Source organism: Burkholderia sp. (assembly GCF_018375725.1).
In the GTDB taxonomy this organism is placed as follows: Bacteria; Pseudomonadota; Gammaproteobacteria; order Burkholderiales; family Burkholderiaceae; genus Burkholderia.
In genome coordinates, this window is sequence record NZ_JAHACR010000037.1 from 1 (window position 1) to 22,120 (window position 22,120).

Sequence of the window (22,120 nt, forward strand, 5' to 3'; positions counted from 1 at the left end):
AGCGCCCGGTGCAGACCGTGGCGGCGGCCGACGAGGCGGTCGAGCTGGGCCCGTATCGTCACTTCATGCAGAAGGAAATCTTCGAGCAGCCGCATGCGGTTGCCGCGACGATTCCCGATGCGGGCCTGTTCGATCCGTCCGTGTTCGGGCCGGATGCGCGGCGGGTATTCGAGCAGATCGACAACGTGCTGATCCTCGCATGCGGCACGAGCCATTATTCCGGCCTGACCGCGCGCCGCTGGCTCGAGACCATCGCGCGGCTGCCCGCGCACGTCGAGATCGCGAGCGAGTACCGCTACAGCGACGCGCTGGCGATGCCGAACACGCTGGTGGTCGTGGTGTCGCAATCGGGCGAGACGGCCGATACGCTCGCGGCGCTCAAATATGCACAATCGCTCGGTCATCCGGATACGCTCGCGATCTGCAACGTGCCGACGAGCGCGATGGTGAGGCAAACCGGTTTGCGTTTCCTCACGCGTGCGGGCCCGGAAATCGGCGTGGCGTCGACCAAGGCGTTTACGACGCAGCTCGTCGCGCTGTTCATCCTCGCGGTCACGCTCGGCCGGCAGCGTGGCTTCGTCGACGACGCGCAGCTCGCGCGCTACACGACGCAGTTGCGGCGGCTGCCCGACGCGCTCGCCGACGTGCTTGCGCTGGAGCCGCAGATCGAGCGCTGGGCGGCCGAGTTCGCGCGTCATGAGAATGCGCTGTTCCTCGGGCGCGGGCTGCATTATCCGATCGCGCTCGAAGGGGCGCTGAAGCTGAAGGAGATCTCGTACATCCATGCGGAAGCGTATCCGGCCGGCGAGCTGAAGCACGGGCCGCTCGCGCTCGTCACGCATACGATGCCGGTCGCGACGATCGCGCCGAACGACACGCTGCTCGAAAAGCTCAAGTCGAACATGCAGGAGGTGAGGGCGCGTGGCGGGCAGCTGTATGTGTTTGCCGATGCGGATACGCGAATCGACAATGGCGAGGGCGTTTCCGTTTTGAGGATGCCGGATTATTACGGGCTGCTGTCGCCGATCCTGCATGTCGTTCCGCTGCAGCTGCTCGCGTATCACGCGGCATGCCTGCGGGGTGCGGATATCGACAAACCCAGGAACCTGGCGAAATCGGTGACGGTGGAATAACGCGAGGAGAAGCAGGGCGGCGCCGCGGCCTTCAACGGCCGCGGCATGTCCTCGCCGTTCGTATCGGCCCGCGCGGCATGCCGTCATGCGGACTCACCCGATCACGCAATCCTTTCGTTTTCATTGCGCGGCGGCCGTCGTTCCCGACATTCATCGTTCTGGTTCATACTGCTGCACAAGCAGACGAACCGGTGCAGCTTGCTCATCCCGACAACACGACCGACTGTCGGGCCTGCGCGGTCGTTTCCCCTGGAGCGCACGCCGGCCGCGCGCGGCTTCCGACGCCGGCAACGCAGTGTCTCGAGATGTGGACGGTAAACCGATGAGCCTCCTCGCATCCCAGCTTCAGCGCAATTATCGGGACGTTCGCGCATGCAGCGTCGAGCTGACGACGGCGCTGACTGCCGAAGATCAGGCCGTGCAGTCGATGCCCGACGCCAGCCCGACGAAGTGGCATCTCGCGCATACGACGTGGTTCTTCGAGACAGTCGTGCTGGTGCGGCACGTCGCCGGTTATGCCCCGTTCGACGATACCTATCCGTTCCTGTTCAACTCCTACTACGAATCGCTCGGCCCGCGCCAGCCGCGGGAACAGCGCGGCCTTCTGACGCGTCCCTCGCTGGCCGACGTGCATGCGTACCGGCGTCATGTCGACGCGGCCGTGCTGCACACGATCGCCACGGCAGATTCCTCGCTGCTCGACCTGCTGGCGTCCGAGATTGCACTCGGGCTGCATCACGAACAGCAGCATCAGGAGTTGATCGTCACGGACATGCTGCATGCGTTCTCGTGCAATCCGCTGCTGCCGGCGTTCCGGCCGGGCGACATCGCCGCGCGCCATGCCGCGCCACCCGCCGATGGCGCGCTGCGCTGGCTGCGGCAGCCGGGCGGTATCGTCGAGATCGGTCATGACGGGAACGGCTTCTCGTTCGACAACGAGCGGCCACGGCACCCGGTGCTGCTGCAACCGTACGAGATGGCCGATCGTCTCGTGACGAACGCCGAATTCGCGGCGTTTATCGACGACGGCGGCTATACGCGCCCGTCGCTATGGCTGTCGGACGGCTGGGCGACGATCCGGCGCGACGGCTGGCGCGCGCCTGCGTACTGGCTCGACGGCGGCGCCGATGCGCGGCAGGCGTTCGGACTGCACGGCGTGCAGCCGCTCGCGCCGGATGCGCCGGTATGCCATGTGAGCTTCTACGAAGCGGCCGCCTATGCGGAATGGGCGGGCGCGCGCCTGCCGACCGAATTCGAATGGGAAGCCGCGTACGGCGCCGACGGCATCCGGCAAATGCTCGGACATGCGTGGCAGTGGACGCGCTCGTCATACGAGCCGTATCCGGGGTTTCGTCCGCTCGACGGCGTCGTCGCGGAATACAACGGGAAGTTCATGGTCGGCCAGCAGGTCCTGCGCGGCAGCAGCATCGCGACGCCGCCCGGGCACGCGAGACCGACATACCGCAATTTCTTTCCGCCGGCCGCGCGCTGGCAATTTTCGGGAGTTCGTCTTGCGCGAGACGTCTGATCTGACCGCACCGGCGAGCGGCATCGACACGGCCGGCGACATGCAGTCGAGTGCGTTCGCGCGCGATCTGCTCGCCGGCCTGTCGCATGCGCCGCGCAGCATTCCGCCGAAGTATTTCTACGATGCGGACGGCTCCGCACTGTTCGATCGCATCTGCGCGCTGCCCGAGTATTACCCGACGCGCACGGAGCTCGGCATCCTGCGTGCGAACGCGGCCGGCATCGTCGAGCGCATCGGCGCGCACGCCGATATCGTCGAGTTCGGCGCGGGCTCGCTCGCGAAGATCCGCATCCTGCTCGATGCGTTTGCCGCCGGACGCGCGCCTGTGCGGTATGTGCCGGTCGATATTTCCGCGGACTACCTGCACGATGCGGCGGGGCGCCTGCGCGACGCCTATCCGTGGCTCGACGTCGCGCCGCTCGCCGCCGACTACACGAAGGCCGAGCAACTGACGGTACTGACGGAATCGCCCGGCCGGCGGATCGGCTTTTTCCCGGGGTCGACGATCGGCAACTTCACACCGGACGAGGCGGATGCGTTCCTGCGCGACACCGCGCGGCTGCTGCGCGGCGGCGGCTTGCTGGTCGGTGTCGATCTCGTCAAGGATCCGGTCACGCTGCATCGCGCGTACAACGATGCGCAGGGCGTGACCGCGCAATTCAACCTGAACCTGCTCAGGCGCGCGAACACGGAGCTCGGTGCGGACTTCGACCTCGACGGCTTCACCCATCACGCGTTCTACGATCCGCTGCGCCAACGGATCGAGATGCATCTCGTCAGCCGGCGCGCGCAGACCGTGCACGTGCTGGGCCGCGCGCTGAGTTTCGACGCGGGCGAGTCTATCCATACGGAAAACTCGTACAAGTTCACGGTCGCTGGCTTCCAGGCGATCGCACGGCGCGCGGGATACGAGCCGGACACGGTGTGGACGGATGAGGCAGGACTGTTCAGCGTGCACTGGCTGCGCAGCCGCGCGACGTGATCGCGACGCGCATGTTCATGCGTCGCACGGCATGACCGCTGCCTGCGCACTGCCGATATGCCGCCGTGTGTCGTCCTGTCGTAAACGCCCGTTACCAGTCTCGCAGACCGGTTTCACCTGTACGCGGGCACGCCGCCTACACTCCGAACCGTATTCACTTGAAGCACGTCATGTGCGTGGAGTCGCGAGATGAACAGGAAGATGCTCGGAGCAGTTCTCGGTGTAGCAGTGCTGATGGCGTCGGGTGCCGCTTCCGCCCACGTCGATGTGGCGATTGGCCTGGGTGTGCCGGGCGTCTATGCGCCGCCGCCGCCCGTCTACGTGGCGCCTCCCGCCGTCTATGCGCCGGTCGCGGTCGGCTATCGAGGCTACGACGATGGCTGGCGCGCCCGTGAGTGGCGTGAACACGAATGGCGTCGCCGCGAATGGCGCGAGCATGAGTGGCGCGAACACGCCTGGCGTGACCGCGGCCGCTGGGGCGATTGACGCCGGTCGTCAGGCGGAGCGATGCGCGCGCGCCGGTGCGAATGCGCACATCAGCAGCGGCACGGTCACGACCGCTGCGCCGGAAAAAAACATCGCCGGTGCGCCGAACCGCTGCCAGATCGCGCCTGCGATCACGCTCGCGAGCAGCATCGCGATGCCGCTTGCGAGATTGAATACGCCGAATGCCGTGCCGCGCAATGCGTCCGGCGCGGTTTCGGCGACCATCGCCGCGAGGACGCCCTGCGTGAAGCCCATGTGCAGCCCCCAGATCGCGACGCCCGCGAATATGGCGGCCTTGCCGACGCTTGCGCCGAGCAGCACGTCGGCGACGATCAGCAGCACCATGCCGGTCGCCAGCAGCGCGCGCCGGTCGAGCCGGTCCGACAGCACGCCGACCGGATAGGCGGACAACGAATACGCCAGACTCATCACGACCATCACGGCGGGGATCCACGCGATCTCCATGCCGGTCTGCTGCGCACGCAGCACGAGGAACGCCTCGCTGAAGCGCGCGAGGGTGAACGTCGCGCCGATCGATACGATGAGCCAGTAGCGTCCGGAAAACATGCGTAGCGCACGCCAGTCCAACGGCGTGCGGAACCGGCCGGCGCTCCGCGGCACGTCCGGTTCGCGTACGCCGAACGCGATCACGACGAGCGTCGCGAACGCGGGCACGACGGCGAACCACAGTACCGTACGGATCTGATCGGAGAACACGAACATCAGCGCGATCGCGAGGAGCGGTCCGCCGAATGCGCCGATCGTATCCATCGACTGGCGCAGCCCGTAGCACGCGCCGCGGATCTGTTCCGGCGCGAGGTCGGCGACGAGCGCATCGCGCGGCGCGGCACGAATGCCCTTGCCGATCCGGTCGATGAGTCGCGCGGCCACGACCATGCCCGACCCGCTCGCGAGCGGAAACAGCGGCTTGGTGAACGCGGCGAGCCCGTAGCCGATCAGCAGCAGCACCTTGCGACGGCCGAGCCAGTCGCTGATCGCGCCGGAGAAGACCTTGACGATCAGCGCCGTCGCTTCGGCCGCGCCTTCGAGCAGACCGAGCATCGCGACGCTCATGCCCATCGTCGAGACGAGGTAGATCGGCAGCAGCGCATGCACGAGTTCCGACGACAGGTCCATCAACAGGCTGACGAACCCCAGCGCCCAGATCGTGTGCGGAATGGCGGGCCGGCTCGGCGCCGCGGTATGCGAATCCATGGCATCTCCCGTGCCGCGCCGCCCGGCGTGGTCAGACAAGTGCGCTCACCCCTTGATAGCCGACGAAGCAGCCGACCACCAGGATCAGCGCACCGGATATGTACGGCGCGCGGCGCGCGAAATCGCCGAAGCCGCGCCAGCGCGTCGACATGTGCTTGACGCTCAGCGCGGCCAGCACGCCGGACGACACCATGGTCAGCGCAAGACCGATGCTGAAGCACAGCACGAGTGTCGCGCCGAGCGCGAACTGTTTCAACTGCAGACACAGCAGCAGCACGGTAATCGACGCGGGGCAGGGAATCAGGCCGCCCGTCAGGCCGAATACGACGATCTGCGCGGTCGTCACGTCGCGGTGCGCGAACCGGCGGCGGATGTCGTCGGCATGCGCTCGCTCGTGCGCGTCCTGGTAGCCATCATCGTCGTCGAGCTGCAGCCCGGCCGCCGACAGCGCTGCGCGTTCCGGTTCCGATTCGGCGAATACGACGTCGTAATCGTGCGTGTGGCTGCCATGACCGAGCGACAGGCGGGCGACGAACGCATGCGGCTCGGGGATCGTCTCGGCCGATTCGAGGAACCCGTCCCGCTCGACGAACGCGAACGTCTGCCGTCCGCCGTCCGGGCGTTCCGTCTGCACGCGCACCTGGTCGGCCCGCCATGCGTGGCCGTGCCGGCCTTCACGCGTCAGGCGGAACCGCGGCGGCACGCCGTCCTCGAAGATCCCGAGCCGCACGACGCCGTGGCCCGTGTCGATACGCTGCACTTCGTCATGCGCGTGGCCGTGGTGATCGTCATGGTCGTGATGATGATGATCATGGCCGTGCGCATGCCGCCACGTGCGCCACATCATCCAGAGCGCGACGCCGATGATCAGCGCCGCCGACGCGACCTGGAAATAGGGCTCGCTCGTCTGCGCGTTCCAGTGATGGCCGAAGTACAGGCCGCCGAGCGCGACGAGCCAGACGACCGCGGTATGCGAGAGCGTCGCGGCTACGCCGAGCAGCACGGCCTGCGTGACGGTGCCGCGGATCGCGACGATGAAGGCGGCCATCATCGTCTTCGAATGGCCGGGCTCGAGCCCGTGCAGCGCCCCGAGCAGGATGGCGCTCGGGATGAACAGCCACGCGTTCGATGCGCCTTGCTGAAGAAGGGTGGAAAACTCGGTCATTGCGTGTCAAAGATACTTGGTGATGGTCTTCAGCTCGAGCAGCGCGTCTTGCGGGCGCTGATCGCCCGCGTGGACCGCATGATCGAGGCAATGGTCGATATGGTCGTGCACGAGCGTCTGCTTCGCGTTCGCGACGGCTTTCTCGACCGCATGGAGCTGCTGGGCGACGTCGACGCACGGACGGCCGTCCTCGAGCATCGCGATGACGCGGCGCAGGTGGCCTTCGGCGCGCTTCAGGCGCTTGATGATGTCGGGATGGGAGGCGTGGATCGACATGGCACATATCCTATGGGGGGGGATAGGATACACCCGCACGAATCGGCGTTCGACATTCAGGGCGGGAGCGGCGCCCTGCCGATACGCATATTGATCTGATCAATGCCTTGAAACGGCATCGAACCTGATGTGTTACGAATATTTACAACGCCGGATCGCGGCAAACCGGCGCGTTCATACAATGCAATCACCTCAACGTGCCCGATGGAGCCAGACATGAAGAAGCAACAGTATTTCTCCGTACTCGCCGCTGTCCTGTTCGCGTTCGGCGCGGCATCGGCACACGCCGCGGCCGGCGGTAACGGCGGCGGACATGGCGCAGGCGGTTCAGGCGGCAATGCGGGCGGGATGTCGGGCGGCCACATGAGCGGGAAGGGGATCGCGAATTCGAACGGTTTCGAGTCCGGCGACCGCGACAAGGGCCTGTCCCGCGCCGCCGACCGTTCCGATACGATCGCCGCCCGCTCCGGCGAGCAGCCGGGCCGTGGCCACGTGCATGGCCACACCGCGCATGCGCCGGCGCGCTCACATCACGCGAAGCGCAACGCGTTCGGCCTCACCCAGTAAGCACCGGCTTCATGCAGCAAAAAGGGCGCCACGCGGCGCCCTTTGTCATGCCGGCGCATGACGCTCAGCAGTTGCCTTTCTTCGCCTGTCCCGGCGGGCAAAAGCCGTTGCCCGGGCCGCCCTGCGGTGCGACGACGACGGGCGCGCCCGGCACGTAGACCGCACATCCGCTCAACGCTCCGCTTACCCCGGCTGCGACCAGCAGCGCGATCATCCCTTTCTTCACTTCGTTCTCCGTGTGCAAAAAGGAAAGGGCCGCGTGCGACCCTTTCCGGTCAGGCTGCCGATACGTCAGAAGCTGAAGTTGACGTTCGACTGATCGGTCGTCGCGTTGACCGACACGGCTTGCGGCGTACCCGATGCCGGATCCGCTTCGATCGTGTACCGGCCCGCCGCCGCCGGCACGGCCGCTAGTGCGACCGGCAACGTGCCGTTATACGTGCCGACGATCGGCGCTGCCTTGGGCACCGACAGCACATATGCGCCGTTATCCAGGTTCGCGTTGACCGACGTGATCTCGTAGGCGTTCGCATCGACCGTTTGCAGCGCCCGCACCAGCGCGGCCGCGCTCGGGGTCACCGTCCCGCTGACCGCGCTCATCGCCGAAGCCGGCAATGCGATCGGCACGTTCGAGGTCGACACGGCGGTATTCGAGTTCACGACCACCGGCACCGAGCGGACAATACCGGACGACACACCGTTCTGCACGATCACGACGTCGTAGTTGCCCTGCGTCGAGCTCTGGATCAGCGGCGACAGCACGAACTTGCCGCTGCCGTCCGCGACCGTGCCGCGCACCACCTTGCCGCCTTGCTCGGCGTAGACCGTCGCGCCGGCTTCGGCCTGCGCCACGTAGCCGGAGATCTGGCCGCTCACAACCGTCGGCGTGGCCGTCACGACCGGCTTGAGCGAATACGTGCCGTTGCCGCGCTGGACGATCGACTTGCACGCGTTGAAGTCGAGGACGAGGTCGACCAGCGTGTTCGGCTGCACCGTGAACGGCGAGATGATCTTGTAGCCGCTTTGCGTGGCGCTCGGCGTCGCGAGCTGCTGCTCCACGCCCGTGTTGCTCGGCACGACCGAGTTCGAGAGCGCGTTGCCCTGGTTCGGCACCAGCACCAGACGAACCTGCTGATACTGCCCGGCCGGCAGCGCGGTCTGGCCGAGATCGGCGAGCGTACCGTTGGTCAGCGACAGCAGGTCGATCTTCTGCGGCGCCGGCAGCGAGACCGTCGACCAGCCGGCGTCGTTGTCGCCGGCGTTCGCGCTTGCGTGCACGCGTACTTGCGAAACGGTGACATAGACGTGATCGAAGCCGCACGACGGGGCATCGGTCATCGCAACGTGCAGCGTCCCGGTTGGTGTGCTGCCGCCATCGCCGCCGCCGCAGGCGGTCAGCACCGCCGATGCGACCATCGCGCAGGCCAGTGCCTTGAACATGTTCTTCATGGAGACCCCTCCTTTCATGTCGTGGTATGGATGCCCGGAGGATAGTGCCGGAACGGCGTTGCCACTTCTGAATTTTGCAACCAAGCGTAACCGGGCGGTGAATCGGTTCGTCACGGAAGTGGATGAGTCGGCAACGATTCTCAACGGATGCGCAGCAAATCGGCGGGGAAGGGGCGGGCAGCAGCGTTGCCGCGCAGGCGTCGGGCCCGCTGCTGCCATGCAGCATGCCCGGCGGCCGCGATGCCGGAGACGGGGCCGGCGGCGGTGTTGCGGCGCCGGCACAGGCCGGCGCCGCCGTCTGTCACGACGCGTCGACCGGCCGCGGCGCCGATGCGAGCCAATCGTCGACCGTGCGCGCATGCACGTAGCGCGCCGGGGCATGGCCGTCCGCGAGCGCGCGGAAGTGCGCTTCGCCGCAGGCGATCTTCGCGCGCTCGTGCTCGCTCGGCTCGCCGTCCGTCAGGCTGCCCTTCGAATCGACGACGAAATGCAGACGCGTGTCGCCGTCCTGCTCGACGAGCACCGCCCAGTCCGGGCGGTAGCTGCCCAGCGGCGTCGGCACCTTGAACCAGCCCGGCAGCTTCGCGTACAGCTTCACGTCGTCATGCCGTTCCAGTGCATCGGCGAATGCGCGCTCGGCATCCGAATCGCAGACGACCGCTTCGTGGATCGACTTGCGCGCGTCCATGCGCAGGTCGCGCAGATAGCCGGTCAGCGCCTCGGTCTCGAACGATTCCAGCGCGTACGCATGCCGGTCGCCGAGCTTGCGGTACGCGATGCCGTCGACGAGCGCGAGCCGCTTGACGCGATTGATCGCGTCGGCCGCGAGCGCGATGAAGCGCTGCGGGTTGAGACGGAAATCGTCGAGCCGCCCGCTGTCGGCCACGATCGTCGCGAGCGAACGGCGCGTCAGTTGCGTGCGGTCCTGCAATTCCGTGAGCAGATCGGGCAGACGCAACTCACCTTCGTCAATCAGCACCGTGCCCGCGCCGGCCACCTCGATCGCCTCGACACCGGCCTTGCCGATATCGATCTCGGCCTTGCGCCACTGCAGACGCGCCCGCGCGACGTCGGGCGCATCGCGCAGCGCGGCCGCGCAGTCGCGCACGAGCTTCGCGTTGTCGAACTGCACGCGGTAGACGGTGCGATGCCGGATGCGGTCCCACAGCGCGCGGAAGTCGTCGCCGAGCAGCACGGCCTTGCCGGACGCGTCGCGGCGCAGCGCGATCTCGTTCCGCTCGTCCGCATTGCGCACCTCGAAGCGGCCGCTGAGCTTGCGCAGTGTCGCGACGATCGCCGGGCGCAGCGTCTCGAATGCCTCGGGCAGCACGAGCGCGCTGCGCCGCAGCGCGTCTTTCAGCGTGTCGAGCACCTTGCCCTGCGTATCGATGTAGCCGTGCTCGTGCAGATGCGTCCACAGCACGTGCGACAGCTCGATGCCGAGCGCATGCGCGGGCCCGGCGCCTTCCTGCACCGCGAGCGCCGCGAACTGGTGCTCCTCGACGACGCCGAAGCGGATCCCGGTATCCGCCTCGATCTCCTTTTGCAGGTTTTCCGCGAAGCTCTCGTAGCGTTCGGTCGCAATCACGGTGAGCGTGTTGACGCCCGGATCGCGCACGCGCTCGCCGTTCTGGTTGACGCAGAGGCGCAGCCCGCGGCCGAGCGTCTGGCGGCGGTCGCGCTCGGTCTGGATGTCGCGCAGCGTGCAGATCTGGAATACGTTCGGGTTGTCCCAGCCTTCCCGCAGCGCGGAGTGCGAGAAGATGAACTTGAGCGGCGTGTCGAACGACAGCAGCGCTTCCTTCTCGCGCATGATGAGGCTGTAGGCGCGTTCGGCGTTTTCGCGGCTGCCGGCGCTCGTCTCGCTCGTGTCGGTCCAGCCGCCCTTGCGGTCGATCGAGAAATAGCCGTTGTGCGCCGCCTCGACCTCGCGCGCGACGTCGACGCCGTCGAACAGCGCGCGATACGCGGGCACCCGCGCCGCGCGGGCGTATTCCTCTTCGAAAATCCGCGCGTAGTCGCCCTTGAGCGGCGCGCCGTGCGCGTCGTATTGCCGGTAGCGGTCGACCGAGTCGATGAAGAACAGCGACAGCACCTTCACGCCGAGCGGGCTCAGGCGCAATTCCTTGTCGAGATGCTCGCGGATCGTGCGGCGGATCATCTCGCGCTGCACGGCGAGCGTGTCGATGTCGCCATACGCCTCGCCGAGCGACAGGAACGCCTCGCCTTCGGGATGACGCAGCTCGATATATTCCGCGCCCTTCATCGCATGGATCTCGCCGATCCGCAGGCCCGCATACAGCTCGCGCTTCGTCACGCGCGCGAGATCGTCGCCGTCGGTGACGGTCACCGTCTGCCGCTTCACGCCCGCCGACGTCGCGACGTCGAGCTCGACGCGCGCGGTGATCGCGCCGCGCCGGTTCGACACCGCGGCGAGCCGCACGTACGGCTTGTTGTGCGCGTCCTCGACGATCGCCGACGCGATCTCGATCTGCTTGACGAGCTTGCGCTCGTACGCATCGACCGCATCGAGCCGGTACACCATGTGATGCTTGTCGGCGTGCGTCGCGGAATAGCGCAGCGTGCAGAGCGGCTGCATCGCGGCGAGCGCCTCGCGGCCGCGCCCTTCGAGGCCGCCGTCGACGCTCTGCGGCTCGTCGACGATCACGACCGGCCGCGTCGCGCGGATCAGGTCGATCGGCTTTTCGCCGCCCGTCTTCTCGCTGTCCTTGTAGAGGTTGTTGACGTCCTTCTTGTTGATCGCCGCGACCGTCACGACCATGATCTGGATCGTCGCGCTCGCCGCGAAATTGCGCACCTGGCCGAGCTTCGCCGAGTCGTACAGGAAGTAGTCGAACGGCACGCCCGCGTACAGCTGGCGGAAATGCGACTCGGTGATCGAAAGCGTCTTGTGCACGCCTTCCTTGATCGCGACCGACGGCACGACGATCACGAATTTCGTGAAGCCGTAGCGGCGGTTCAGCTCGAAGATCGTGCGCAGGTAGACATAGGTCTTGCCGGTGCCGGTCTCCATCTCGACCGTGAAGTCGCGCGACGCCGGCTCGCCGGACGGCGGCAGGCCGCCGCGCAGCTGCACGTCGGCGAGATTGTGCGCGAGCGCGTCGTCGGTCAGCGACAGGCGGTTGCCGACGCTCAGCTCGGACGTGACGAAGCCGAGCATGCGTTGCGGGTTCGCCGGATCGGCCGCGGTGCCGGGCGCCGCCACGCTGAATTCGCCTTCGCACGCTTCCTGTCCGCGAAACAGGTCGCAGACGGCGTCGATCGCCTCGCGCTGGTAGTCGAGATCCGCTTCGAAGTGCAGGCGCATTACAGGCTCCGCACGCGCGTCACGCCATGCTGCTCGAGCAGCGCGGCGAGATTGAGCTTCGCGACGTCGTCGACGAACCCGTTGTCGCGGAACAGACAGGTGACGTCGCGCACGCCTTCGGGGTCGTCGAGCAGCGCGGCGATGCCGTCGGCGAGCGGCTCGGCGTCGTCGCGCGTGATGCGCGCGTCGAAGCACGCGACGAGCGCGTCGCCGACCGCATGCACCGTCTTGCCGGCGATGGTGTGACGGGCGATCGGTGTGCACAGGTCGAGGCCGAGCTTGAGCATGAGCTCGGCCAGCAGATCCTCGTCGGTGCGGCCGGTCTTGATGTGCTCGACGGACGCGAGCAGCGCGTAGTCGAGATCGTTGCGGCGCGCATCCCACTCGATCACGTTCGTCGTATCGAGCCGGAACGCGCGGAAGCCGAGATCGCCGCTGCTTTCCGGATAGTCGCGCGCGATCTGCTGCGCGGCGCGGCGCAGGCGCTCCTTGGTCAGCTCGGCCAGCGTCGCGGGCTTCTTCAGCTTCGCGCAGAACTCGGCCGCGGCCTGTTGCGTCTTGTCATGACGGTCGAGCGGCTCGGGCAATTGCACGAGTACGTAGCGGCGCTGGCCGCCGTCGGCCGCGTTGAGTGCCATCACCGCGTGGCCGGTCGAGCCGGAGCCGGCGAAGCAATCGACGACGATATCGTCGCCGCTCGTGCACCAGCCGATCACCGAGGCCGCGAAATCGACGGGCTTCGGCTGCTCGAACGGCACGCCGAGCGCCTTGAGCAGCGCATCGTCCGAGCCGCCGAACGGCAGCACCGACGGCACGTTCTCGTACATGTTCTCGTCGAGATAGTAGATTCGCTGCGGCTGCGTGCGCTCGTCCGCGCCGAACTCGATCAGCCCGCGCGCCAGCAGCGACTGCATCGTCGCCGGCGGATTGCGCCAGCCGCGCTCGGGCACCGGACAGGGCTTGCCCGTGACCGGATGGATGAGCGGAATGAAGTACTCGTCCGGCGCCTTCTTCTTGTTCGGCCACGCCATCGACACCAGCCGGTACACGCGCCCGGCGGCCGACAGCCGGTCGTACATCGCCTCGCCGCCGGACAGCGCGGTCTGCGCCTTCACCCACGCGCGGTACGTCTGGGCGGCTTCGTCCGGCGTCGCGCTGCGGCTCACCGCATCCTTCGCCGCGTCGAGCATCCGCTGCGCGTTGCGCTTCGGGCGCCTGAGCGGCGCGCGCTCGTGCAGCACCTCCGCGTTGCGCGCGAACAGCACGAGCGATTCGTGCTGGTACGCGACACCGCGCGCGTCGCCCTTCGGGTTGCGCTTGTCCCACACGGCGACGCCGAGCTCGTTCTCTTCGCCGAAGATCTCGCGCAGCATCAGCACGAGTGCATGCACCTCATGCTCGTCGATGTGCACCGCGATCAGCCCTTCGTCCGACAGCAGCGCGTGCGCGAGCTTCAGGCGCGGGTACATCATGTTGAGCCAGTCGGTATGGAACCGGCCGTTCGCCTCGGTGTTGGTGCTGCGCTTCACGCCGTCGTCGGCCTGGCCGGTCAGCGACAGGTAGTGCCGGATGCTGTCGCTGAAGTCGTCCGGATAGACGAAATCGCTGCCGGTGTTGTACGGCGGGTCGATGTAGACCAGCTTGACCTTGCCGGCATAGCTCTTGTGCAGCAGCTTCATCACGTCGAGGTTGTCGCCCTCGATCACGAGATGGCGGGTGTCGTCCCACGCGACGCTGTCCGCCGGGCAGGGGCGCAGCGTGCCGTGCGACGGCGTGAGCGCCGCCTGCCGCGCGCGGCGCTTGCCGTGCCACTGGAAACCGTATTTCTCGTCGGCATCGCCGGCCGAGCGGTCGCCGATCAGTGCCTTGAGCACGTCCACGTCGACCGACACGCCGTCGGGTCCTTCAGTCACGAGTTCGGGGAACAGCGCCTTCAGGCGCGCGACGTTGTCGGCGGTGAAATCCGTCGAAAACGCCTGCGGGCTGGCCGCATCGAGTTTCTGCATCGTCCTTTTCCACATCCTGTGCCCGGCTGCGCGGGGCCCGGAATTCGGACGCCGCCGCGGCCCCGGCGGCCGGGGCCGCCTCGGGCGAACCCGAAACGCTAGCGAGTCGGTCGGCGCAGGTCAAGCGTTGCGCGCGCCCGGAACCGGGCGCGGCGGCCCGGATCGCCCGCCGGACGGACGGTGCGGGGATTTTTCAAATTTTGCTCACCGCAGGAAAGTCGGGGCGCGGAAAAAAAGGGCGCGGACGATACGGGGTGCGGGCGTGCCGGAAATGGGGGCGCGGATGCGAGCGGGAGGCCGCCTTGCACGCGCGTGCGGCGCGTCAGCCCTGCGGCGGCTTGCCGCGCAGGATATAGCCGAGCCCGCGCAACGTGATGATTTCCGCGGTACTGCCGGCGAGATGCTTGCGCAGCCGATGGATATAGATATCGATGGCGTCCGCGCTCGGTTCGTCGTCGAGGGCGAACACGCTGTCCATCAGGCGCGCTTTCGACACGGTCTTGTTCTGCTGCAGCATCAGCGTCTCGAGGATCGCGTGCTCGCGGCGGCGCAGCGTGAGCGGCATGTCGCCGCAGCGGAATTCGCGCGTGCCGAACGCGTAGACGAGATCGCCGCACACGAGCTGCGTCGCGCCTTCGCCCGCGCGGCGGCGGATCAGCGCGCGGATCCGCGCGACCAGCTCGCGCGATTCGAACGGCTTGACCACGTAGTCGTCCGCGCCCGCGCCGAAACAGTCGACCTTGTCGTCGATCGAACCGTGCGCGGTCAGCATCAGCACCGGCACGGTGTCCTGACGCCGCCGCAGACGCGCGAGCACCTCCTTGCCGCTGATCCCGGGCAGCCGCATGTCGAGCAGCACGGCGTCGTAGCGCTCGGTCTTCAGCACGGCGTCCGCGCGCTCGCCGTCGCCGACGCTGTCGACCGCGAAGTCCTCGCCGCGCAGCAGGTTGACGATCCAGTGCGCGAGTTCGGCGTTGTCTTCCACCAGCAGTAGTTTCATGGGAGCGTTTCTCTTCAGCGATACGCGGGCAGCCGCACCGTGACGACCACGCCGCGGTTGCCCGGCCCCGGCGCGAGCGTCGCCATGCCGCCGTGCGCCTGTGCGATCTCGCGGACGATCGCGAGACCGAGGCCCGAGCCTTCGGTGTCGGCCGACACGCGATAGAAACGCTTGAACACGTGCGGCCGCGCCTCCGCCGGAATGCCCGGGCCGTTGTCGATCACGTCGAGCACGACCGTCTCGCCGTCGCGGCGGCCCGCGACCGTCACGCAGCCGCCCGGCTGCGTATAGCGTACCGCGTTGTCGACGAGATTCATCACGAGCGCCGTCAGCAGGCTGTCGCTGCCCGCGACGTCGAGGTGCTCGCCGAGATCCGCGCCCAGGTCGATGTCGCGCCGCTGCGCGAGCACGATCGTTTCCTCGAGCACGCTCGACACGACCGTGGCCAGATCGACGCGGCCGGTCAGCAGCGTCGACGGCGTCGCCTCCGCGTGCGCGAGCAGCAACAGCTTGTCGGTCACGTCCGCCATCTTGCGGCTGCTGCGCAGCATGCTGTCGAGCGTCGCGGTCATCTCGGGATCGTCGCGCTCGCGCTGCAGCGCGTACTGGATCTGCGTGTCGAGCACCGCGATCGGCGTGCGCAGCTGATGCGCGGCGTCGGCGATGAAGCGCCGCTGCGTCGCGGTATGCGTGTTCAGGCGCGCGATGCACTGGTTGATCGCATCGACGATCGGCCGCAACTCGAAATGCAGCCGCTCGGGGCGGATCGGCTCCAGCTCCATCGGCCCGCGGTCGGCAACGTCGTCCTTCAGCTTCATCAGCGGGCGCAGCTCGAACGTCAGGCCGAGGTAGACGAGCGCCACGGCCAGCAGCAGCATCAGCGACAGCCGCACGAGCTGCGGACGCCAGATCGTCGCGACCATCGCGGCGCGCGAGCGGGTCGTCTTCGCGACGACGACCGTCACCGTCTCGGTCCGGCCTTCGTTGTACAGCTGCCGGTCGTACGCGACGGCGCGCAGGGCGCGGCCGTCGAGCGACGTGTCGTAGAACACCGGTTCGGCATCGTGCCGCGCGGGCAGTTCGAGATCGGGATGGCCGGTGAGCAGCCGGCCGTGCCCGTCGATCACCTTGTAGAACACCGAATCGCGCGACGGCGACGCGAAAATCTCCAGCGCGGCGGGCTGCACGTCGGCGACGAGCGTGCCGTTGCGCCACGCGACGTCCTCGCCGATCGTCCGCGCGGACGCGACCAGCACATTGTCCTGCACGAGATCGGCGGTGCGGCGCGCGGTGTCGTACGACATCGCGCCCGCGATCAGCACGAACGCCGCGAGCGGCAGCAGCAGCCACCAGAGCAGCCGCCCGCGCAGGCTGTGCATCATCCGTTGCGCTCCTTCTCCTCAATGCCGAACCGCGCCCGGGCCGTGAAGGCCGGCGGGCGCGGTCGGGGTCGTGCGTTGGGCTGCGCGGCGCTCAGAATGCGGCGGGACGCCACTTCAGCAGCCGCTTCTCCAGCCAGGTCAGCAGGTAGTCGGCAGCGAGCGCGACCACGGCCAGCACGATCATCGCCGCGAACACGCCGCTCGCGTTGAACGCGCCCTGGGCCGTGGAGATTAACAGGCCGATGCCCTGCTTGGAACCGAGGAATTCGCCGACGACCGCGCCGACCAGCGCGAAGCCGAAGCTCACGTGCAGGCTCGCCAGAATCCAGCTCAGCGCCGACGGAATCACGACCGACGTGGTGATCTGCCGGCGCGACGCGCCGAGGATCTGCGCGTTCGCGATCAGGTAGCGGTCGGCTTCGCGCACGCCCTGGAACGCGTTGCCGAACACGACGAAGAACACCATCACGACGGCGAGCGCGATCTTCGACGCCATGCCGAGGCCGAGCGCGATCACGAATACCGAGCCGAGCACGACGCGCGGAATCGAGTTCGCGATCTGGATGTACAGGCCGAACACGTCGGCCATCAGCTTGTTGCGGCCGAGCACGATCCCGCAGATCACGCCGGCGACCGAGCCGATCAGGAAACCCGCGATGGTTTCCTCGAGCGTCACCCAGACCTGTGTGAGGAGCGGGCCCTGCGACGTGCCGTTGACGAACCAGTCCCGGATCTGCTCGAAGATCAGCGACGGCATCGAGAAGAAGAACGGGTCGATCCATTTGAGCCGCGCGGCCAGTTCCCAGCCGCCGAGCACGACGACCAGCACGGCGATCCGCAGGCCGATGATGAGTTGCCGGCGGCGGCGCAGCCGGGTCTGTGCGGCGCGCTGTTCGTCCTCCAGCGTGCCCGCGCTGAGTGCGGTGGGGGGAAGCGTCATGTCAGTCATGCTCCTGTCCTTGCTCCTGTGCGTGCTGCCTGGTTCAGCCGATCTGCACTTCTTCGCGCAGGTCGTGCCAGATGTCCTTCGAGATTTCGATGAAGTGCGGGTCGTAGCGCACTTCCGAGGTGACGCGCGGGCGCGGCAGGTCGATCTGGTACACGCGCTTGAGCGTCGCCGGGCGCGCGGTCAGCACGAATACGCGATCCGCGAGCGCGATCGCCTCTTCCAGATCGTGCGTGACGAACACGACCGAGCCCTTGTTCGCCGACCAGAGCTGCAGCAGCTCGTCCTGCATCAGCGTGCGGGTCTGCATGTCGAGTGCGGAAAACGGCTCGTCCATCAGCAGGATCTCGGGCTGGTTGATGAAGGTCTGCGCGAGCGCGACGCGCTTCCTCATCCCGCCGGAGAGCTGGTGCGGGTAGTGCTTCGTGAACTTGTCGAGACCGACCTTGCGGATCCATTCCTCGGCCTGCGCATAGGCGGCGTCCTTCGAGCGGCCACGGAACAGCGGGCCCGCTGCGACGTTGTCGATCACGTTGCGCCACGGAAATACCGCATCCGCCTGGAATACGAAGCCGATGCGCGGGTCGATCCCGTCGACGGGGCGGCCCATCACGCGCACCTCGCCGGAAACGGGCTTGAGCAGGCCGGTAATCAGGTTCAGCGTCGTCGACTTGCCGCAGCCGGTCGGCCCGACGATCGCGATGAATTCGCCGCGCGCGACGCTCATGCTGAACTCGCGCAACGCGATGGTTGCCTTGCCTTCCGGCGAAATGAAGCGGCACGACACGTTGCGAAACTCGATCGCCGGTGTGCTCGGTGAAATTGCCTGGGTCATCGCATGCGTCCTGCGTGGGGTGCGCCGCCTCGCGGGCGGCGCCGGGAACGAAGCCGGTCAGCCGGACCGGGACGGAGCGCGGACGGCGGCACGATCCGCCGGCGCGCTTATCTCGCGGTCACGAAATCGTTGGTGTAGGTGCGCGACAGGTCGATGTGCTTGCCCTTCACCGACGGATTGAAGGCCGACAGTACCTTCAGCACGGTCGCCGGGCCGTCGGCGGGCATCTTCGCGTCGGCGGTAAACATCGGCAGCGACGCCTTCAGCGCCTTCACGTAGAGCGCCTTGTCCTTCTGGTAGTCGGCCGGCATCTTCGCGGCGATGTCCTCGGCGCTGTGCGTGTGGATGAACTGCATCGTCTTCGCGAACGCATGCGCGAGCTTCGTCGCCTGCGCCTTGTGCGCATCCGCCCATGCCGACTGCACGTACAGGCTCGCGGCCGGATACGTGCCGCCGAGCGCGGCGCGCGTGCCGTCGAGCGTGCGCATGTCGACGAGCACCTTCGCGTCGCCCATCTTCTCGAGCGCGGACACGGTCGGTTCGGTCGTCATGCCCGCGTCGATGCGGCCCTGCCTGATCGCCGCGATGAAGCTCGCATCCGCGCCGACCGGCAGCATCGTGTATTGCGTCGACGGCACGCCGCGCTGCAGCGCGAGATATTGCGTGAGGAAGCTCGTCGACGAGCCGAGGCCCGTCACGCCGAGCGTCTTGCCTTTCACGTCGGCCATCGACCTGAGCGTCGGGGCGGCTTTCGTCGATACCATCTCGACTTCGCCCGGCACCTGGCCGAACACGGCGATCGCCTTCACCTCCTTGCCCTTGCTCTGCAGGTCGATCGTGTGGTCGTAGAAACCGACGACACCCTGCACCGCGCCCGCGAGCAGCTCGTTCTCGGCGTCGACGCCGGCCGGCTGCGACAGCAGCTCGACGTCCAGGCCCTCGTCCTTGAAGTAGCCGAGTTCCTGCGTCAGGCGCGCGGGCAGGTAGATCATCTTCGCGATGCCGCCGACCATGATCGTGACCTTGCCGTCGTCCGCGGCGGCGGCGGGATGGGCGGCAAACGCGCAGGTCAGGCTGGCGGCAACGGCGAGGTGGCGCAGGGTGGGTCGCATCGGGTGTCTCCGTTCGTTATCCGTGTGGCGGGATGCTGCGTGCATCGTCGGAACGAGTATAGAGACGCGAAACCTTCCGCTACCTTTCGCGGGGGCGCGATTCCTTTAGGGGTTTTCCAGCAGGATGGTCTGACGAAACGGCGCGCGGCGCGGCCGCCGGCATGCCGAAAGCCGGCGGGCGTTACCGCCAGCCCGCCGCGACCCGGCCCATCGCGTCGATCCCGATGTGAAACAGCCGGCCGAAGAACGGCACCATGTTCGGCACCATCAGCTGCAGGAGCAGCAGGCCGACCAGCATCGTCACCGGAAAGCCGACCTGGAAGATCCCGATCTGCGGCGCGGCGCGGTTCAGGATGCCGAGCGCGAGGTTGGCGATCAGCAGCGCCGCGACAATCGGCAGCGACAGGAGCAGACCCATCTGGAACACCGCTGCGCCGAATGCGGCGAGCGTGCGCCAGCCGGGCGCATGCAGCAGATCGGCGGAAACCGGCAGCGTCTGGAACGAGGCGGCGAGCGCCGCGAATACCTGCAGGTGGCCGTCGAACGCGAGGAACGTGAGGATCGCGACCGCGTTCAGGAAGCGGCCCATCACGGGCGTCGCGCCGCTGGCATGCGGATCGAAGAAAGTGGCGAAGCCGAGGCCCATCGACAGGCCGATGAAATCGCCGGCCGCCTCGACCGCCGCGAACACGACCTGCATCGCTAAACCCATCGCCGCGCCGATCAGGAACTGCGTGACGACGATCCAGATCCCGTCCGCGGAAAACACGGTGACGGACGGCAACGGCCCGAGCGTCGGCGCGACGATCAGCGCCATGAACGCGGCCAGCCCGATCTTCACGCGGCCGGGCGTGGCCGCGTGGCCGGTCACCGGTGCGGTCGCGACGAGCGCGAGCATCCGCACGAACGGCCACAGGAACGCCGTGAGCCACGCGTTGAGCTGCGCGTAGGTGACCGAGAACATCGCCGGCAGCGTCCGCTCAGCCCGCGCCGAGCGTCGCGACGTGCAGCAGGATCTGCCGCAGGTAGTCGATCATCGTCGTCAGCATCCACGGCCCGGCGATCACGAGTGTCACCGCGACCGCAAGCAGCTTCGGGATGAACGACAGCGTCGTTTCGTTGATCTGCGTCGCGGCCTGGAACAGGCTCACGACGAGGCCGACCGCCAGCGCGACGAGCAGCAGCGGCGCGGCGAGCATCAGGCCGACGACCATCGCCTGGTGGGCGAGCGTCATGACTTGTTCGGGCGTCATCGCTTTCTCCTTGCACCGTTCAGGTGAAGCTCTGCGCGAGCGAGCCGATCAGCAGCTGCCAGCCGTCGACGAGCACGAACAGCATCAGCTTGAACGGCAGCGACACGGTCGACGGCGACACCATCATCATGCCCATCGACATCAGCACGCTCGCGACGACCATGTCGATGATCAGGAACGGGATGAAGATCGTGAAGCCGATCTGGAAGCCCGTCTTCAGCTCGCTCGTGACGAAGGCCGGCACGAGCAGCGACAGCGGCACGTCCTCGGGGCCTTGCATCGGCGCGGCCTTCGAGATCTTCGCGAACAGCGCGAGATCGGTCTCGCGGGTCTGCTTCAGCATGAAGGTCTTGAACGGCGCGACGCCGCGCTGCACGGCCTGTTCCATCGGCAGCGTGCCGGCGGAAAACGGCTTGTAGCCGTCGTTGTACGCGCGGTCGAGCACCGGCGACATCACGAAGAAGCTGAGAAACAGCGCGAGGCCGACGAGCACCTGGTTGGGCGGCGTCGACGCGGTGCCGAGCGCCTGACGCAGCAGCGACAGCACGATGATGATGCGTGTGAAGCTCGTCATCATCAGCACCATCGCCGGCAGGAACGACAGCATCGTGAGCAGCAGCATCGTCTGCACGCTCAGCGAGTAGGTCGTGCCCCCGTTCGGACCGGGGGTGGCGTTGAAGGCGGGCAGGCCCGCCGCCTGCGCGCACGCGAGCGCGGGGACGAGGCCGAGGATCAGCGCGGGTGCGAGACGCGCCGCACGGCGCAGGAAAGCGTGTTTCATCGGAATACGGCGGATAGGAGAGAGGGCAGTCCTGCGGGGCCCGCGGCGCATGACGGCGCGGTGCGACGGCATGTCAGCGGTCCTGAGTGCGCCCGAAGCGTTTGCCTGCTTCCTGCACGAGCGCGTCGCGAAAGCGCTGGCCGAACGTGCCGGACAGCGTCGGACCGGTGGCGGACGCGCCGGGCGCCTGCGCGTCGGAAACGATCGGTCCGAAGCCGCGTCCTTCGGCACGCCCCCCGACGGCGCCGCCTTCGGCGCGCGTCGCACCGGAACCGGCCGGCAGCGTGTGCAGCAGCCGGACGTTGCCGGGGCCGACGCCGAGCACGAGCCACGTATCGCCGATCTCGACGATCGTCGCGCTTTCCTTCGCGCCGACCGCGACGCTCGACACCACCTTGAGCGGGCCGCCGCGCCGCACGTGCTGGAAGCCGAAGCGGCGCGCAAGCCATGCGCAGCCGAAGACGAGACCGATCACGACCGCGAGCCCGACGAGCGTCTGCAGCACCGCGCCGAAGCCGAGCGACGGCGCGGCCGAGCCGACCACGACGCCCGACGCGATCGCGCCGGCGTGGTTGACCGCATTCAGGTCGGCGGCCACGGCTGCATCGGCGAACAGCGACGCGACGGCGATCGCCGCGATCGCGCGGCGGCCGGACTGCGCGACTGTCATCGATTC

The 22,120-nt window shown here is 67.7% G+C and carries 21 protein-coding genes; 5 read left to right on the forward strand and 16 right to left on the reverse strand.

The features are described from left to right. The 4 genes from glmS to KH616_RS07715 form a co-directional block, all read left to right on the forward strand. The coding region (glmS, locus tag KH616_RS07700) for a glutamine--fructose-6-phosphate transaminase (isomerizing) (RefSeq protein ID WP_292240863.1) at positions 1–1,133 on the forward strand (1,133 nt) is incomplete at its 5' end. Positions 1,134–1,455: 322 nt separating this feature from the next. Then, positions 1,456–2,661 carry an ergothioneine biosynthesis protein EgtB gene (gene egtB / locus KH616_RS07705; protein ID WP_292240864.1) on the forward strand — a complete coding sequence of 402 codons (1,206 nt, stop codon included), beginning with the start codon at positions 1,456–1,458 and terminating at the stop codon, positions 2,659–2,661. A 40-nt stretch (positions 2,662–2,701) separates the two neighbouring features. Next, positions 2,702–3,643, forward strand: coding sequence for an L-histidine N(alpha)-methyltransferase (gene egtD / locus KH616_RS07710; protein WP_292240900.1), 942 nt, complete (start codon positions 2,702–2,704; stop codon positions 3,641–3,643). Positions 3,644–3,832: 189 nt separating this feature from the next. Then, on the forward strand, positions 3,833–4,129 hold the full coding sequence (locus tag KH616_RS07715; RefSeq protein ID WP_292240866.1) for a hypothetical protein: 297 nt from the start codon (positions 3,833–3,835) through the stop codon (positions 4,127–4,129). A 9-nt stretch (positions 4,130–4,138) separates the two neighbouring features. Here the strand turns inward: KH616_RS07715 and KH616_RS07720 are convergent, their stop codons facing one another. The 3 genes from KH616_RS07720 to KH616_RS07730 are packed head-to-tail and all read right to left on the reverse strand — an operon-like array spanning position 4,139 to position 6,785. Continuing rightward, positions 4,139–5,344: an MFS transporter gene (locus tag KH616_RS07720; protein WP_292240868.1), complete on the reverse strand. Its 1,206-nt coding sequence runs from the start codon at positions 5,342–5,344 to the stop codon at positions 4,139–4,141. Between the two features lie 31 nt (positions 5,345–5,375). Further along, entirely contained in the window at positions 5,376–6,509 is a 1,134-nt protein-coding gene (locus KH616_RS07725; protein WP_292240870.1) for a nickel/cobalt efflux transporter, read from the reverse strand. 6 nt (positions 6,510–6,515) lie between these two features. Then, entirely contained in the window at positions 6,516–6,785 is a 270-nt protein-coding gene (locus tag KH616_RS07730) for a metal-sensing transcriptional repressor (RefSeq protein ID WP_292240872.1), read from the reverse strand. A 216-nt stretch (positions 6,786–7,001) separates the two neighbouring features. Here KH616_RS07730 and KH616_RS07735 point away from each other — a divergent pair, with 216 nt between their 5' ends. Further along, on the forward strand, positions 7,002–7,352 hold the full coding sequence (locus KH616_RS07735) for a hypothetical protein (protein ID WP_292240874.1): 351 nt from the start codon (positions 7,002–7,004) through the stop codon (positions 7,350–7,352). A 64-nt stretch (positions 7,353–7,416) separates the two neighbouring features. On the opposite strand, the gene KH616_RS07740 is transcribed toward KH616_RS07735, so the two are convergent. The 13 genes from KH616_RS07740 to fliO all read right to left on the reverse strand — a co-directional run bounded on the left by KH616_RS07740 (position 7,417) and on the right by fliO (position 22,114). Beyond that, positions 7,417–7,578, reverse strand: coding sequence for a hypothetical protein (locus KH616_RS07740; RefSeq protein WP_292240876.1), 162 nt, complete (start codon positions 7,576–7,578; stop codon positions 7,417–7,419). Positions 7,579–7,643: 65 nt separating this feature from the next. Beyond that, positions 7,644–8,801 (reverse strand): DUF4382 domain-containing protein, encoded by a 1,158-nt coding sequence (locus KH616_RS07745; RefSeq protein WP_292240878.1) that lies wholly within the window; start codon positions 8,799–8,801, stop codon positions 7,644–7,646. Positions 8,802–9,102: 301 nt separating this feature from the next. Further along, positions 9,103–12,129: a DEAD/DEAH box helicase family protein gene (locus KH616_RS07750; protein WP_292240880.1), complete on the reverse strand. Its 3,027-nt coding sequence runs from the start codon at positions 12,127–12,129 to the stop codon at positions 9,103–9,105. Further along, positions 12,129–14,135 (reverse strand): site-specific DNA-methyltransferase, encoded by a 2,007-nt coding sequence (locus KH616_RS07755; protein ID WP_292240882.1) that lies wholly within the window; start codon positions 14,133–14,135, stop codon positions 12,129–12,131. Before KH616_RS07755 ends, KH616_RS07750 begins: the two co-directional genes overlap by 1 nt. Before the next feature lie 322 nt (positions 14,136–14,457). Then, positions 14,458–15,135, reverse strand: a complete 678-nt coding sequence (locus KH616_RS07760) for a response regulator (protein ID WP_292240884.1) — start codon at positions 15,133–15,135, stop codon at positions 14,458–14,460. A 14-nt stretch (positions 15,136–15,149) separates the two neighbouring features. Next, complete coding sequence (locus KH616_RS07765) at positions 15,150–16,517, reverse strand: sensor histidine kinase (RefSeq protein ID WP_292240886.1); 1,368 nt, start codon at positions 16,515–16,517, stop codon at positions 15,150–15,152. Between the two features lie 91 nt (positions 16,518–16,608). Continuing rightward, positions 16,609–17,466 carry an ABC transporter permease gene (locus KH616_RS07770; RefSeq protein WP_292240888.1) on the reverse strand — a complete coding sequence of 286 codons (858 nt, stop codon included), beginning with the start codon at positions 17,464–17,466 and terminating at the stop codon, positions 16,609–16,611. 34 nt (positions 17,467–17,500) lie between these two features. Then, positions 17,501–18,298 (reverse strand): ABC transporter ATP-binding protein, encoded by a 798-nt coding sequence (locus tag KH616_RS07775; protein WP_292240890.1) that lies wholly within the window; start codon positions 18,296–18,298, stop codon positions 17,501–17,503. Positions 18,299–18,405: 107 nt separating this feature from the next. Then, positions 18,406–19,410: an ABC transporter substrate-binding protein gene (locus tag KH616_RS07780; protein WP_292240892.1), complete on the reverse strand. Its 1,005-nt coding sequence runs from the start codon at positions 19,408–19,410 to the stop codon at positions 18,406–18,408. 181 nt (positions 19,411–19,591) lie between these two features. Continuing rightward, a complete protein-coding gene (gene fliR / locus KH616_RS07785) occupies positions 19,592–20,374 on the reverse strand; it encodes a flagellar biosynthetic protein FliR (RefSeq protein ID WP_292240894.1) in 783 nt (260 codons plus the stop codon). 16 nt (positions 20,375–20,390) lie between these two features. Further along, positions 20,391–20,663 carry a flagellar biosynthesis protein FliQ gene (fliQ, locus tag KH616_RS07790; protein WP_292240896.1) on the reverse strand — a complete coding sequence of 91 codons (273 nt, stop codon included), beginning with the start codon at positions 20,661–20,663 and terminating at the stop codon, positions 20,391–20,393. Between the two features lie 19 nt (positions 20,664–20,682). Next, positions 20,683–21,444, reverse strand: a complete 762-nt coding sequence (gene fliP / locus KH616_RS07795; protein ID WP_292240898.1) for a flagellar type III secretion system pore protein FliP — start codon at positions 21,442–21,444, stop codon at positions 20,683–20,685. Positions 21,445–21,517: 73 nt separating this feature from the next. Then, on the reverse strand, positions 21,518–22,114 hold the full coding sequence (gene fliO, locus KH616_RS07800; RefSeq protein WP_292240902.1) for a flagellar biosynthetic protein FliO: 597 nt from the start codon (positions 22,112–22,114) through the stop codon (positions 21,518–21,520). Between the last annotated feature and the right edge of the window lie 6 nt (positions 22,115–22,120).

Bases quoted from the DNA above. Each gene is read 5' to 3' on its own strand.
- egtB (WP_292240864.1), top strand. From the start codon at position 1,456: ATGAGCCTCCTCGCATCCCAGCTTCAGCGCAATTATCGGGACGTTCGC.
- egtD (WP_292240900.1), top strand. From the start codon at position 2,702: ATGCAGTCGAGTGCGTTCGCGCGCGATCTGCTCGCCGGCCTGTCGCAT.
- KH616_RS07715 (WP_292240866.1), top strand. From the start codon at position 3,833: ATGAACAGGAAGATGCTCGGAGCAGTTCTCGGTGTAGCAGTGCTGATG.
- KH616_RS07720 (WP_292240868.1), bottom strand. From the start codon at position 5,344: ATGGATTCGCATACCGCGGCGCCGAGCCGGCCCGCCATTCCGCACACG.
- KH616_RS07725 (WP_292240870.1), bottom strand. From the start codon at position 6,509: ATGACCGAGTTTTCCACCCTTCTTCAGCAAGGCGCATCGAACGCGTGG.
- KH616_RS07730 (WP_292240872.1), bottom strand. From the start codon at position 6,785: ATGTCGATCCACGCCTCCCATCCCGACATCATCAAGCGCCTGAAGCGC.
- KH616_RS07735 (WP_292240874.1), top strand. From the start codon at position 7,002: ATGAAGAAGCAACAGTATTTCTCCGTACTCGCCGCTGTCCTGTTCGCG.
- KH616_RS07745 (WP_292240878.1), bottom strand. From the start codon at position 8,801: ATGAAGAACATGTTCAAGGCACTGGCCTGCGCGATGGTCGCATCGGCG.
- KH616_RS07750 (WP_292240880.1), bottom strand. From the start codon at position 12,129: ATGCGCCTGCACTTCGAAGCGGATCTCGACTACCAGCGCGAGGCGATC.
- KH616_RS07755 (WP_292240882.1), bottom strand. From the start codon at position 14,135: ATGCAGAAACTCGATGCGGCCAGCCCGCAGGCGTTTTCGACGGATTTC.
- KH616_RS07760 (WP_292240884.1), bottom strand. From the start codon at position 15,135: ATGAAACTACTGCTGGTGGAAGACAACGCCGAACTCGCGCACTGGATC.
- KH616_RS07765 (WP_292240886.1), bottom strand. From the start codon at position 16,517: ATGATGCACAGCCTGCGCGGGCGGCTGCTCTGGTGGCTGCTGCTGCCG.
- KH616_RS07770 (WP_292240888.1), bottom strand. From the start codon at position 17,466: ATGACTGACATGACGCTTCCCCCCACCGCACTCAGCGCGGGCACGCTG.
- KH616_RS07775 (WP_292240890.1), bottom strand. From the start codon at position 18,298: ATGACCCAGGCAATTTCACCGAGCACACCGGCGATCGAGTTTCGCAAC.
- KH616_RS07780 (WP_292240892.1), bottom strand. From the start codon at position 19,410: ATGCGACCCACCCTGCGCCACCTCGCCGTTGCCGCCAGCCTGACCTGC.
- fliR (WP_292240894.1), bottom strand. From the start codon at position 20,374: ATGTTCTCGGTCACCTACGCGCAGCTCAACGCGTGGCTCACGGCGTTC.
- fliQ (WP_292240896.1), bottom strand. From the start codon at position 20,663: ATGACGCCCGAACAAGTCATGACGCTCGCCCACCAGGCGATGGTCGTC.
- fliP (WP_292240898.1), bottom strand. From the start codon at position 21,444: ATGAAACACGCTTTCCTGCGCCGTGCGGCGCGTCTCGCACCCGCGCTG.
- fliO (WP_292240902.1), bottom strand. From the start codon at position 22,114: ATGACAGTCGCGCAGTCCGGCCGCCGCGCGATCGCGGCGATCGCCGTC.